The sequence below is a fragment of the Streptomyces formicae genome (genome assembly GCF_002556545.1).
In the GTDB taxonomy this organism is placed as follows: Bacteria; Actinomycetota; Actinomycetes; order Streptomycetales; family Streptomycetaceae; genus Streptomyces; species Streptomyces formicae_A.
Genome location: NZ_CP022685.1, coordinates 5,242,776 through 5,255,748 on the forward strand (window position 1 = coordinate 5,242,776; position 12,973 = coordinate 5,255,748).

12 protein-coding genes are annotated in these 12,973 nt (G+C 71.8%); 6 read left to right on the forward strand and 6 right to left on the reverse strand.

Annotated elements, in window-relative coordinates:
- Positions 1 to 43: 43 nt before the first annotated feature.
- Positions 44 to 1,024, forward strand: a complete 981-nt coding sequence (locus KY5_RS22675) for an ABC transporter substrate-binding protein (RefSeq protein WP_098243979.1) — start codon at positions 44 to 46, stop codon at positions 1,022 to 1,024.
- 247 nt (positions 1,025 to 1,271) lie between these two features.
- Positions 1,272 to 2,408 (forward strand): hypothetical protein, encoded by a 1,137-nt coding sequence (locus KY5_RS22680; RefSeq protein WP_098243980.1) that lies wholly within the window; start codon positions 1,272 to 1,274, stop codon positions 2,406 to 2,408.
- Positions 2,409 to 2,497: 89 nt separating this feature from the next.
- On the opposite strand, the gene KY5_RS22685 is transcribed toward KY5_RS22680, so the two are convergent.
- A complete protein-coding gene (locus tag KY5_RS22685) occupies positions 2,498 to 3,844 on the reverse strand; it encodes a PH domain-containing protein (RefSeq protein ID WP_098243981.1) in 1,347 nt (448 codons plus the stop codon).
- A complete protein-coding gene (locus KY5_RS22690) occupies positions 3,841 to 4,350 on the reverse strand; it encodes a PH domain-containing protein (RefSeq protein WP_098243982.1) in 510 nt (169 codons plus the stop codon). The genes KY5_RS22685 and KY5_RS22690 overlap by 4 nt, the downstream gene beginning before the upstream one ends.
- A gap of 84 nt (positions 4,351 to 4,434) precedes the next feature.
- Between KY5_RS22690 and KY5_RS22695 the strand changes: the two genes are divergently transcribed.
- Positions 4,435 to 5,598 (forward strand): NADH-quinone oxidoreductase subunit D, encoded by a 1,164-nt coding sequence (locus KY5_RS22695; protein WP_098243983.1) that lies wholly within the window; start codon positions 4,435 to 4,437, stop codon positions 5,596 to 5,598.
- Here KY5_RS22695 and KY5_RS22700 read toward each other — a convergent pair.
- Positions 5,563 to 6,615, reverse strand: coding sequence for an SAM-dependent methyltransferase (locus KY5_RS22700; protein WP_234362822.1), 1,053 nt, complete (start codon positions 6,613 to 6,615; stop codon positions 5,563 to 5,565). The genes KY5_RS22695 and KY5_RS22700 overlap by 36 nt on opposite strands.
- A 106-nt stretch (positions 6,616 to 6,721) precedes the next feature.
- On the opposite strand from KY5_RS22700, the gene KY5_RS22705 reads away from it, so the two are divergent.
- Together KY5_RS22705 and KY5_RS22710 are read left to right on the forward strand one after the other, a co-directional pair.
- Positions 6,722 to 7,927 carry a sensor histidine kinase gene (locus KY5_RS22705; protein ID WP_098247412.1) on the forward strand — a complete coding sequence of 402 codons (1,206 nt, stop codon included), beginning with the start codon at positions 6,722 to 6,724 and terminating at the stop codon, positions 7,925 to 7,927.
- A 51-nt stretch (positions 7,928 to 7,978) separates the two neighbouring features.
- Positions 7,979 to 8,650, forward strand: coding sequence for a response regulator transcription factor (locus KY5_RS22710; protein WP_098243985.1), 672 nt, complete (start codon positions 7,979 to 7,981; stop codon positions 8,648 to 8,650).
- Between the two features lie 241 nt (positions 8,651 to 8,891).
- Here KY5_RS22710 and KY5_RS22720 read toward each other — a convergent pair whose 3' ends face one another.
- Positions 8,892 to 10,058, reverse strand: coding sequence for a serine hydrolase domain-containing protein (locus KY5_RS22720; protein ID WP_234362823.1), 1,167 nt, complete (start codon positions 10,056 to 10,058; stop codon positions 8,892 to 8,894).
- A gap of 129 nt (positions 10,059 to 10,187) precedes the next feature.
- Positions 10,188 to 11,294 carry a DUF5937 family protein gene (locus KY5_RS22725; protein WP_098243986.1) on the reverse strand — a complete coding sequence of 369 codons (1,107 nt, stop codon included), beginning with the start codon at positions 11,292 to 11,294 and terminating at the stop codon, positions 10,188 to 10,190.
- Positions 11,295 to 11,480: 186 nt separating this feature from the next.
- Here KY5_RS22725 and KY5_RS22735 point away from each other — a divergent pair, with 186 nt between their 5' ends.
- Entirely contained in the window at positions 11,481 to 11,726 is a 246-nt protein-coding gene (locus tag KY5_RS22735; protein WP_098243987.1) for a hypothetical protein, read from the forward strand.
- Here KY5_RS22735 and KY5_RS22740 read toward each other — a convergent pair.
- Positions 11,683 to 12,876, reverse strand: a complete 1,194-nt coding sequence (locus KY5_RS22740) for a threonine aldolase family protein (RefSeq protein WP_098243988.1) — start codon at positions 12,874 to 12,876, stop codon at positions 11,683 to 11,685. The genes KY5_RS22735 and KY5_RS22740 overlap by 44 nt on opposite strands.
- Positions 12,877 to 12,973: the final 97 nt, after the last annotated feature.

The following is a 12,973-nucleotide window of genomic DNA, read 5'->3' on the forward strand; positions in this document are numbered from 1 at the left end:
GTGAGTTCGGTTCTCTGATTCCTTTCGAAATGGTGGTTCACCGATGAACAGCACAACGCGTCGCGCGCGACGGATGGCGGGGGCGGCCGCGGCCGTCGTCGCCCTGACCGCTGGGCTCGCCGCGTGCGGCGGGGACAGCCTGGAGGACAAGGACGGGGGATCGGACAAGGCGGGCGGTGACAAGAAGGGCTCGCTGGTGGTGGGTTCGGCGCGGTTCACCGAACAGAAGGTGCTCGCCGAGCTCTATGTGGGTCTCCTGAAGGACGCGGGATATGACGCACAGGTCAAGACCGTGCAGAACCGCGAGATCTACAAGCCCGAGCTGGAGAAGGGCTCGATCGACATCGCGCCCGAATACGCGGCGACGCTCGCGGAATTCCTCAACCTGGAGAAGAACGGCCCGAAGGCGAAGCCCGTCGCCTCCAGCGATGCCGACGCCACCGTGGCCGCCCTGAAGAAGCTCGCCGAGCCGCAGGGCCTGAAGGTCCTTCCCGCCGGTGACGCGGTCGACCAGAACGCGTTCGCGGTGTCCGCGGAATACGCCAAGGAGCACAAGCTCAAGACGCTTTCCGATCTCGGCAAGTCGGGCGAGAAGGTGAAGGTCGCGGCGAGTGACGAATGCGAGTCCAGGCCGTTCTGCGCGCCGGGGCTGAAGAAGAAGTACGGCATCGACGTCACCGGAATCGACCCCAAGGGCGTCGGCACCACGCAGTCCAAGCAGGCCGTGAAGACCGGCACGGACCAGTTGGTCCTGACCACGACGACCGACGCGACGCTGAAGAACTTCGACCTCGTGATCCTCGAGGACGACAAGAAGCTGCAGAACGCGGACAACATCCTGCCCGTGGTGAACGCCAAGGACGCGGGCGACAAGGACATAGCCGCGGCGCTCGGCAAGCTGACGAAGACGCTCACGACGGACGACCTCGTCGAACTCAACCGGAAGGTCGACGCGGAGCGGCAGAAGGAAGCGGATGTCGCGAAGGACTATCTGGAGTCGAAGGGGCTGATCGGGAAGTCCTGAGGGGAAGTCCCGACGGGGAAGTCCTGACGGGAAGTCCTGACCGTGAAGTAAGGAGTTAATCCGGAAGTAGAGACTCCGATCCAGAAGTTGATCTTGGAGTTCCGGAGAAGTTCCATGGCCGAAGCGGAAGTTGAGCGCTGAAGCAAAGCGGGGGAGGGGCGGGGAGTTGTGGCGAGTTACGGTGGTGGCACCGGCATTTTGGCGGCCGGGGCACCAGACTTCGCCTACGCGCGGTAAGTTTCTGGCCATGCCACGTGGACGTCACCGCCATTCCCCACCCCTGCACAGGCTGCTTCCTCCCTCGACGGTCGCAGGCGTCTCAGTTCTCTGCGCCGGCGGCGCCTGGATGTTCGCGGAACCTGTCGTGCTCCGCGGGCTCGTCGCGGCCGCGGCCGCCGCTGCCGTCGTGGGCTCGGTCGTCATGCGCCGCTGGGACCTGTCGGCCGGTAAACGCGTCGCCGAGCTGGGCCGGGCCCGCGCGAGCGAAGAGTGGCGTTACGAGGAACGGATAGCCGAGGCCGAGTCCGACCTCGAGGAGTCCCGCGAGCTGCGGGGCAAGCTGGAGAACAAGCTGCGCGCCAAGCGCGCCGAGCTGGCCGCGCTGCGCAACGAACACGCGGCGCTCCTGCGGAGGTACGCCACCGCGGAGACCGAGCGGGCCAGCGCGCTCGAAGGGCGCAGGCTGCTCGCCATAGAGGCGTCGTCGGCGACGCCCGCGCCCGCGCTGCCGCGGGCCGGTGCGGAGGGGCTTGTGCCGGGGGCCGTTGATCTGGTGCCCGCGGTGCGGGCGGGGGCGCCGGGTACCGCCGGGCGCGGTGCGGAGAGTGCCCCGGCCGAGCGGGCCGAGCGGGCCGACACGGGCAACGATGGCCCCGGTGCCGAGAGTTCCTCGTCCGCCGTGCGGCCGGGGGCGAGTCCCACTCCTTCGCTCTTCCTGCGGGCCAACGCGGCGCTCGACCGCCTGGCTCCGCGTCAGCGCGCCACCCCCGCGCCGGAATCCGCGGGCCCCGCGGACTCCGCCGAAGCGGAAGGCGGCGACGCGCGGGGGAAGTCCGGGGCGGCCGACGGATACGGCGGGCACGAGCGCGCGGTCGCCGTCGCGCCGCCCGTGCAGGCGCGACGCCCGGTGCCCCAGGGCGGCTTCGACTTCTTCGGTACGAAGGGCGCGGCGCCCGCCGCGCTGGAGTCGGTGCAGAACGAGGACCTCGCCGATGTGGTGGGCGAGGAGGCCCTCGCCGTCCACAAGGCCGAGACCGAGGCGGAGTTCAAGCCCGCGCCCGAGGGCGACGCCGAGCGCGGCGTGGGGCAGGTCATCGACCTGACGGCCCATGACGAGACCGAGCAGATCGATGTGGCGGGCTTGCGGAGCGCGCTGCTGGGTTGAGCGGTTCGTAGGGGCGTTCGTTGTGGGGCTCTGCGGGTGCGCTGTGGCTGGGCGCGCAGTTCCCCGCGCCCCTTATGGGGCTCCCGCCCCTACGAGGCCATCCAGCGGTCCGGAGTCGCCTCTCTGCGGCCCGTGCGGGAGCGGTCCGCCTGGGCGTGGAGGAGTTCCGTCGCCTCCGCGGTCGGCCGCAGGCGGGCCGAGACCGTCTTTCCCGCGCCCGTGTCCACCCGGACGTCGGCCACGCCCTGGCGGCGCTCCCAGGGGCCCTGTGAGAGGCGCACGCTCTGCACCTTGGCGTGCGGCACCAGGGACAGGCGGCGCTTGAGCAGTCCGTGGCGCGCGGCGAAGACCGCGTCGGTGACGGCCAGGCCGTACCCCTTCCACCACAGCGGCAGGCACCACGCCGCGCGCGCGGGAGGGCGGCTCAGCTCGTCGGGCTCCGGCACCCGCACGCCCGGCAGGATCCGCCCGATCACCGACTCCGCGAGCTCCCGGGGCGCGACCGGCACCAGGACGCTGTTGTCCGAGCCCGCCACGTCGAGCTCCACGCGCACCCAGCCGAACCGCCGCCACAGCAGCGGCTGCACGATGTGCACCGTCTGCACGCGTCCCGGCGGCACCGTCTCGTGCTCCTTGTCGAGCAGCCCGTGGTCGATGCGCAGGCCGTCGGGGGACTCGCCCACCGTCCAGTCGTACTCCCCGATGAAGCGGCCCACGCCGCTCGCGAACGCGCCGCCCAGCATGGGAAGGCCGGTCGCGAGGACCGTCCACAGGTTGTGCGTGGCGTACCAGAGGAAGGACGGCACGACGATCGCGGCGATGAGCATCACCCAGGGGGCGCCGGTCAGGAGCAGCGAGACCGCGAGCATGCGCGGCTGCACGTGCAGCAGCCCCCGCACCGGGGCCTCGCCGACCTCGCGGGCCTCGTCGGGGGCGAATCCGGCGGCGCGCGCGAGGAGTTCGGCGCGCAGCGCGGTGGCCTCCTTCTCGCCGAGGTACGCCAGCTCGTCCTTGTCCTCCGTGCCGACGACGTCCAGCTTGAGCTTGGCGACGCCCGCGACGCGGGCGAGCAGCGGCCGCGTCACGTCGACGGCCTGGAGCCGGTCGAGCCGGATGTGGGCGGTGCGCCGGAAGAACAGTCCGGTGCGGATGCGCAGTTCGGTGTCGGTGACCGCGAAGTGCGTGAACCACCAGCTCAGGACGCCGTAGACGGAGCCGCCGACGAGAACGACGGCGAGGCCCGCGAGCAGCTGCACCACGGGGAGTTCGTTGACCCGCTGCTGGGTGCCGCTCGGGTCGTGGACCGCCCAGCCGACCACGAGGGCGAACGGCGCCCACGCGCGGCGCAGCGGCGTGACGGGGTGCAGGCGCCGCTCGCGCACCGCTTCGGCGGTCTCGGGGCGGTCCTCGTCCGTCGCTTCCCGTACGTCGTTCACAGGCCCGCCGATCGGGCCTCGCCGAGCGCGGTGAGCCGGTCGCGCAGCCGCTCGGCCTCCTCGGGCAGCAGACCGGGGATGCGCGCGTCGGTGGCGGCCGCCGCCGTGTGCAGCTGCACGCCCGCGAGGCCGAAGTACCGCTCCACGGGGCCCGACGTCACCTCGACGAGCTGCATGCGGCCGTACGGCACGATGGTCTCCTCGCGCCACAGCACGCCCCGGCTGATCAGCAGGTCGTCGGCGCGCTCGGCATAGCGCCACGAGCGCCAGTTCCGCCCCAGCATCGGCCAGCCCCACGCCACGAAGGCGAGCGGAAGCAGCGCGAAGAGCGCCCAGAGCGGGCCCGCGAACAGGCCGAGCAGCACGCCCACGGCCACCGCCATCGGCACGAACCAGACCACCAGCAGGAGCCGCCGCATCGTGAGCAGACCCCGCGGCAGCCCGTTCCACACCGGCTCCGCCCGCGTCCCCGCCGGTCCTGCGGGCTCCGCCATCCCCGTTTCCATGCCTCAAGCGTACGTACGACCGGTGACAGGCGCGTACGACGAAGGGGCGGCCGCGTACGGGAGGGTGTGCGAGACACTGTGCGCATGAGTCCCACGACGGAGACCACCACGGAGACCACGCTCGGCATCGGCGGCGCGGCGGAGAGCACCGACATGGTGCTCAACATCGGCCCCCAGCACCCGTCCACGCACGGAGTGCTGCGGCTGCGCCTCGTCCTGGACGGCGAGCGCATCCAGCACGCGGAGCCGGTCATCGGCTACATGCACCGCGGCGCGGAGAAGCTCTTCGAGGCCAGGGACTACCGCCAGATCGTGATGCTGGCCAACCGCCACGACTGGCTGTCGGCGTTCTCGAACGAGCTGGGCGTGGTGCTCGCCGTCGAGCGGATGCTCGGCATGGAGGTGCCCGAGCGCGCGGTCTGGACGCGCACGCTGCTCGCCGAGCTGAACCGGGTGCTCAACCACCTGATGTTCCTCGGCTCCTACCCCCTCGAACTGGGCGGGATCACCCCGGTGTTCCACGCGTTCCGCGAGCGCGAGGAGCTCCAGAACGTGATGGAGGAGATCTCCGGCGGCCGCATGCACTACATGTTCAACCGCGTCGGCGGTCTCAAGGAGGACCTGCCCGCGGGATGGACCACCCGCGCGCGGGAGGCCGTCGCGTCGGTGCGCTCGCGCATGGACGTCTACGACCGTCTGGTGCTCGGCAACGAGATCTTCCGCGGCCGCACGCGCGGCGTCGGCGTCCTGACCCCCGAGGCGGTGCACGCTTACGGAGTGAGCGGTCCCATCGCGCGTGCCTCCGGAGTCGACTTCGACCTGCGCCGCGACGAGCCCTACCTCGCGTACGGCGAACTCCAGGACACCCTGAAGGTCGTCACCCGGCAGGAGGGCGACTGCCTGGCCCGCTTCGAGTGCCTCCTGGAGCAGACCCACGTCGCCCTGGACCTCGCCGACGCCTGCCTCGACCGGCTCTTCGACCTGCCGCAGGGCCCGATCAACCAGCGCCTGCCCAAGGTCCTCAAGGCCCCCGAGGGCCACACGTACGCGTGGACCGAGAATCCGCTCGGCATCAACGGCTACTACCTGGTCAGCAAGGGCGAGAAGACCCCGTACCGGCTGAAGCTGCGCTCCGCCTCGTACAACAACATCCAGGCCCTGGCCGAGCTGCTCCCGGGCCAACTGGTCGCGGACATGGTGGCGATCCTTGGATCACTCTTCTTCGTGGTCGGCGACATCGACAAGTAGGGCCGCTTTTCCGGGGAGGACCGCGTCCAGGGGTACGCCCACGGGCTGCACCAGCCACCCGAAGTCCCCGAGCCCGCCGGACGCGGTCAGTTCCGCCGCCTCTCCCGCGCGTGTGAGGGCCCGCACGTACGCCGTGGGGTCGCTGGAGGCCAGGGACAGCGGGGGGCGGGCGCCGCTCACCCCGAGCGCGCCGAGCGCCGCCCGCTGGGTGAGCAGGGCTGCCCCGTCGAGCGCGCACGCGTCCAGCGCCACATGGGCGGTGATGTCGCAGGAGCCGTCCGGCACGGGCGTCGTCCCGCGGCCGTCGGCGAAGCCCGTGAGGGTCCCGAACGGCGGTCGCGCCGCTCGCTGGTGGGCGTAGTCCACGGCCACCGCGAGGCCGCGCGCGAGGGTCGACACGGCGGCCGCCCACGCCCGGTCCCTGGGGAGGCCGATCTCCGCGCGAAGGCCGGGTTCGGACGCCAGAGGCCACCAGCGCGCGAGCCACTCGGCGTCCGCCCCCTCGACGGGCTCCGCCAGCGTCTCGCCGCCTTCCGCGTCGACCAGGACGTGGCGCACCGTGCCGTCGTCGGCCACCTCGGCGACGTCCAAGGGGACGTTGTCCAGCCACTCGTTGGCGAAGAGCAGGCCGGTGACACCGGCCGGGGGAGCGGCCCGCCACGCGATGCGCGGGTCGAGTCCGGCGGGACGCTCCGCGCGCTCCACCGCGTACGCACGCACGCGTGCCGCCACATCGGCGGGCAGCGCGGCGACGACGCCCTCGGTCAGCTCGCCGCGGCCCGCGCCCATGTCGACGAAGGCCAACTCGTCCGGGTGGTCGAGCGCCGCGTCCACGCGGCACAGGAGCAGCGCCACGGCGCCCGCGTAGAGGGGCGAGGCGTGCACGGACGTACGGAAGTGACCCGCGGGCCCCTCGGGGCGCCGATAGAAGCCTTCAGGGCCGTACAGGGCGGTTTCCGTCGCCTCGCGCCAGCCGCCTCGCCGTGCCGTCGGCTCGGGTTCTTTGTCGTTCGTCACATCCCGCAGGCTAAGCGGGCCTCCACCTTGGGGAGTACATGTGCTCGACAGGGATCGGACCTTCGGTTGACCCCGGGGTGCCGTGGCCCTGCCTACGCTGGGTTACGTGCAGCGCCTCTACGACTTCCTCCGCAGACACCCCGTGTGGGTCGACGGCTTCTGGGGTCTCGTTCTTTTCGGGATCTCCGGGATCAGCCTCCTCGCCATGGTCGAGGGCAGCGGGCGGGCCGAGCCGAACGTCGCGGTGATCCCCGTGGCCCTCGGGCTGTCCCTGGTGGTCGCGCTGCGCCGACGGGCGACCGAGCAGATGCTGGTGCTCGCCGCGGTGATCGGCGTCGCCCAGCTGATCTTCGACGTCGAGACGCTGCCCGCGAACTTCGCGATGCTCGTGATCATCTACACGGCGGCGGCCGACGGCGAGAAGTGGGCCTCCCGGTTCGCGCTGATCGGCGGTCTGTGCGCGGCGCCGCTGTCGATGATGCGCTGGCCCACGGAGAACATAAGCGCCTTTGGGCACATCCTCTTCACGATGTTCCAGATCGTCCCCTTCGCGCTCGCCTGGGTGCTCGGCGACTCCATCCGCACCCGCCGGGCCTACCTCGCCCAGCTGGAGGAGCGCGCCGACCGCCTGGAGAAGGAGCGCGAGGCGCAGTCCAAGGTCGCGGTGGCGGCCGAGCGGGCCAGGATCGCCCGCGAGCTGCACGACGTCGTCGCGCACAACGTCTCGGTGATGGTCGTGCAGGCCGACGGCGCCGCGTACGTCATGGACACCGCGCCCGAGCAGGCCAGGAAGGCCCTGGAGACCATCTCGGGCACCGGCCGCCAGGCACTGGCCGAGATGCGCCGCCTGCTGGGCGTGCTGCGCACCGGGGAGCCCGAGGAGAGCGGCGAGTACGTCCCGCAGCCCGACGTCGAGCAGCTCGACGAGCTCATCGAACAGGTGCGCACGGCGGGTCTGCCCGTCGACTTCAAGGTCGAGGGCACTCCGCGCCCGCTGCCCAGCGGCGTGGAGCTCACCGCGTACCGCATCGTGCAGGAGGCGCTCACCAACACCCGCAAGCACGGCGGTGAGAACGCCGGTGCGAGCGTGCGCCTCGTCTACTTCGACGACGGCCTCGGGCTGCTCGTCGAGGACGACGGCAAGGGCGCCCCGCACGAGCTGTACGAGGACGGCGGCGCCGACGGCAGCGGGCACGGACTGATCGGCATGCGCGAGCGCGTCGGTATGGTCGGCGGCACGCTGGACGCGGGACCGCGGCCCGGCGGGGGCTTCCGCATCAGCGCCCTGCTGCCGCTCAAGCCCGCACATTGATGACCGCCGATGACACCTGTCACCGGCCCGCTCCCCGAAGGGACCCCCTTGATGTCGATCCGCGTGATGCTCGTCGACGACCAGGTGCTGCTGCGCACCGGGTTCCGGATGGTGCTCGCCGCCCAGCCGGACATGGAGGTCGTCGCGGAGGCGGGCGACGGCGTCGAGGCGCTCGAAGTGCTGCGCGCGACCAAGGTCGACGTGGTCCTCATGGACGTCCGCATGCCCAAGCTCGACGGCGTGGAGGCCACCCGGCGCATCTGCCAGGGCGTGAACCCGCCGAAGGTGCTGATCCTGACCACCTTCGACCTGGACGAGTACGCCTTCTCCGGGCTGAAGGCCGGCGCCTCGGGCTTCATGCTCAAGGACGTGCCTCCGGGGGAGCTGCTCACCGCGATCCGCTCGGTGCACAGCGGTGACGCGGTGGTCGCGCCCTCCACGACGCGGCGCCTGCTCGACCGCTTCGCGCCGATGCTGCCGAACACCGGGGGGCAGCCCCAGCACAAGCGCCTGGAGCGCCTCACCGAGCGCGAGCGCGAGGTGATGATCCTGGTCGCGCAGGGCCTGTCGAACGGCGAGATCGCGGCGCGCCTCGTCCTCTCGGAGGCGACCGTGAAGACGCACGTCGGCCGGATCCTGACGAAGCTGGACCTGCGCGACCGCGTGCAGGTGGTTGTCCTCGCGTACGAGACCGGTCTGGTGCGCGCCGGGGGCGCGGGCTAGGCCCTGTCGTCAAACTCCCGTCTGCCCCGCGACGTCTGGCACGCACGCTCGCGGCGTTGCCGGAATGCCCGAGTAGGCCCACTACGAGGACATCCCGGCGCCTTGCGATCGCACGCACCAGACGCCGCGGGGCCGCCCTTCGGGCGACGACGGGAGTTTGACGACAGGGCCTAGGGCCGGACAGGCCGTGGGGCGGCCCACCCGGCGTCGCGCGCCGGACGGGCCCTACGGAGACGGTGGTTCAGCTGTCGCACAGGGCCTTGTCCACGACGCGGTCGACGTGCTTCATGACGTTCGGGTCGGACGGCTGGGTGGTCACCGCGACGTTGGCGGCGCGGCCGTCCTCGGTGGCGCCGCCCCGGGTCTCGTATCCGGTCATGCTGCCGCCGTGGCCCCAGTAGACGCCGCCGCAGGACAGCGGCTTGCTGACGAGCCCGAGGCCGTACCTGGCGCCGGGGCCGAAGTACTCGGCGGAGACGGTGGTCCGCATCTGGGCGAGCTGGGTGTCCGAGAGGAGACTGCCGTCCAGGATCGCGGCGGCGAACCGGTTGAGGTCGGAGTTGGTGGAGACCATCTGGCCCGCCGACCAGCCCCAGGAGGGGTCGAATTCGGTGACGTCGAGCGGGGCGCCCGAGGCGTCCCGGTCGTAGCCCTTGGGGTGGGCCTCCCGGATCTTCGTCTCACCGGGCGCGGGGAAGTAGGTGTGGCGCAGCCCGAGGGGCTCGATGACGCGCCGCTGGATCTCGTGGGCGACGCGGTGCTTGGTGACCTTCTCGACGAGCATTCCCGCCAGCACGTAATTCGTGTTGCTGTACTCCCACTTCTTGCCCGGGTCGAAGTCCTTCTTGTGCTGGAGGGCGCGGTCCAGGAGCTCGCGCGGGGTATAGGGACGGGGCTCGGCGTCGAGGTACTTGACGTAGTTGGGCAGTCCGCTGGTGTGTTGCAGGAGCATGCGGACGGTGATGTCGTTCCCGTCGATGCCCTCCCCGCGCACGAGGCCCGGCAGGTAGTGCTCGATCGGGGTGTCGAGGCGGACCTTCCCCTCGTCGACCAGTTGCAGGACGACCACCGCGGTGAACGTCTTGGTGTTGCTGCCGATCCGCACCTGGCCGTCCCTCGGCACCTTCGCACCGGTGGCCAGGTCGCCGACGCCCGCTGTGTACGTACGGGTGTGGCCCTTGCCGTCCTTGACGCTCGCGAGCGCGGCGGGCACGCCGTCCTGGCGCACCAGGGAGTTCAGGCCCGCCTTGAAGGCGTCCGGCCGGTGGGCGGCGGCTGCCGCCGGTTGTCCCAGGACGCCGAGCGCCATGGTGCCGACGGCCAGCGCGGCGGCGGCCCGCACGGTGGCGCGCCGGGCGCCCCTCCGTCGACCGGTGGAAGGGAACCTCTGCCATACCTGCTCACGCACGAACGACTCCTACGGAAACGTGGGGAAACCAGCGGCATCTGCCGCCTCCAGCATTTCCGCGGGTGATCACCCGGGGCGATCCTGCTGACCGCCCGGTTCCGGGTGGGGCTAACCCCCGGTACCTCCGTACTAGCGCAGGACGCCCTCGATGAAATCGCTGCCCAGGCGGGACACCACGCCGATGTCCAACTGGTGCTGCACGTAGCGCCCTCGGCGGCGCGTGCTGACCAGGTCGGCCTTCTTCAGGACGCTCAGGTGCCGGGATATCTCCGGAGCCGTCATGCCGTGCGCGTCGGCCAGCTCGCTCGTGGTGTACGCCCCGCGCGCGAGGTGGCGGCACAGGCGCATCCGCATGGGGTGGGCGAGCGCGGCCATGCGGCGGGTCAACTGTTCCACGGTGGGCGGCGAGGTGAGGCCGGGGGAGCTGATGGGGTACGTGATCGCGGCCTGCCAGCCCTTGCGGTGCAGCACCCAGAGGTGCGGCCAGCCGAGGCTGGTCGGGACGATCACCAGGCCCCCCTGGCCCGTGGCGGTGCGGCCCACGCTGATCTTGTCGACGGTGATCAGCCGCCCGCTCTCGTCCAGGGACACCGATCCGGACATGGCCTTCAGCGCCTCAGGAAGGCCCTTGCGCCGCAGCAGCTCGGTCTTGTGCCGGGCGTCCGCGGCCAGTTGATGACTGACCCGGGCCCAGGTGTCGGCGAAGAACGCCTCCTCGCAGTCCTGGAGGAGCGTGCGGAACCAGGCGCGGACGACCGGCGGATCGTCGAGCAGGCGCTGGGTGAAGCGCATCTGGAGCGGGCCGCGGGCGGCCGCCAGGTCCAGGGCGCGCTGCCGCACGGCGGGGTCGGTCAGGAGCTTGCGGTCCGGCTCCGCGTACGTCGACTGGCAGGTGAACTCCAGGGCCGCGTCCACGAATTGCTCGTCGGAGAGCTTGTCCAGCTGGTCGAGCTCCTCGGCGAGCGTGGCCCCGGGCAGCCCGTTCTGCCCCGGGAGTCCCGCGAACGGCGTGAAGACGTCCGAGAACGTCGTGCGCCACAGGAAGTCGGCCTCGCACATGCGGTCCGCCAGGCACGGATCCAGGCGCGCCGAGACGGCTGTCGCCCAGCCCTGGAGCCCCGGGTGGTGGCCCGGCTCGGACAGCGCGTGCAGCGCCATGCCGAGCTCGGCCAGGGGCGAGGGCACGACGTGGATCCGCTCCAGGGGGAGCCCGGTGATGTCGATGCTCACGCTCATGACCCCATGGTGCACCGCGCCACTGACAGCACCGCCGCCGATTGACGAGCGCCGTCAATCGGCGCGACGGGGCAGCCGGCGCGGGAGCAGGCTGTGGTCATTCCTCGTCGCCCCCGTTCCGAGACCTGTGATCAAGGGGCCCTGCGGTGTCCGTTAAGTACTATTTATTACGAGAGGCGAACCGTCATGAGCGTCACCCAGCAGTACCTGCTCGACACCTACCGCGCCGCCCAGCGCCACGAGCCGACGCCGCCCGCGCCCGGCAGCCACGACTGGCAGGCCGTCCGCGAGGTCCGCGACTACGGCCGCTTCCGCGCCGTCGTCGCCGAGCGCCCCGCGCACGGCCGCTTCCGCGCCGCCCTGGTCCGGTTCGTCCGCGGCGCCCGCCTCAGCCGGGGAGCCGCCGCACGAACTCCGCGACCGCTTCCTTGACGTCGTCGGCCGTCCAGTCCAGGCCCGCGTCGCCCACGGTGACCTCCGTGACCGACAGACCGGGCGGCCCGTCGGAGAACCAGCGCCCGAAGAGCATGGTCTTGGTCTCCTCCGCCTGACCGAGCGCCGCCTCGTCGAGCACGTCCGTCGCGTACGGCAGCCAGACCTGGAACTGATGGGTGTGCGGCCGCTCGGGGTGCACGCGCGACCAGGGCACCCCGGCGGCGGCGAGCCCCTCGCGCAGCGCCTCGGCGACCACGCGCGCGTGGGCGACGTACTCGGGCAGCCTGGGCAGCGCGTGCTTCAGGCCCAGGAGCGCGGACACGGCGGTCGGGAACTGCTGGAAGAGCTGGCCCCCGTAGCGGTGGCGCCACACCCGCGCCTCGTCGACGAGGGTGCGCGGACCGGCGAGCACGGCGCCGCTCAGCCCCTCGAGGGACTTGTAGAACGAGACGTACACGCTGTCCGCGAGCCCGGCGATCTCCGCGAGGGGACGGCCGAAGTGCGTCGTGCACTCCCACAGGCGGGCCCCGTCGAAGTGCACCACCGCGTCCCGCTCGCGGGCCGCGGCCACCACCTCCGTCAGCTCCTCCCAGGTCGGCAGGACGAAACCGGCGTCCCGGAGCGGCAGTTCGAGCATCAGCGTCCCGAAGGGCTCCCCGTGGTCGCGCACCTCGTCGACCGTCGGCAGCCGCGGGTCGTGCGTCGGGTGCACCGTGCGCAGCCCGCTCACCGTGGGCAGGGCGCCCCCTTCGTGGAGTTCGGGGTGGGCCAGGGGGTGCAGGGCGACGGTCGCGTTCCCGGTGCGCCCCGCCCAGCAGCGCAGGGCGACCTGCTGGGCCATCGTGCCGGTCGGGAAGAAGGCGGCGGCCTCCTTGCCGAGCAGGCCCGCGACCTCCTCCTCCAGGGTGGCCACGACGCCGTCGCCGTAGACGTCCGTGGGGTCGTCGGCGCCCACCACCTCGGGGGCCGCGGCCGCGATGGCCGAGAAGCGCTCGGTGAGGGAGAGGTGCAGGGGCGAGCGGTGCAGGGTCCTCGCGGCGCCGAGGGCCGCGGCGCGCCTGCGGACGCGCTGGTCCTGGCTCTGGTCCTCGCCCCGGTCCCGCTCCAGGTCCTGTCCGGTGTCTTCTTCCGCGCTGTTCGCAGTCATCCCCCGAGCATGGCCCGCCCGGCGCCACCGGGCATACGAATAACCACAGCCTGTGGACAGCGCAGGACGCGGCACCAAGCAATAGCGTTAGCATGAC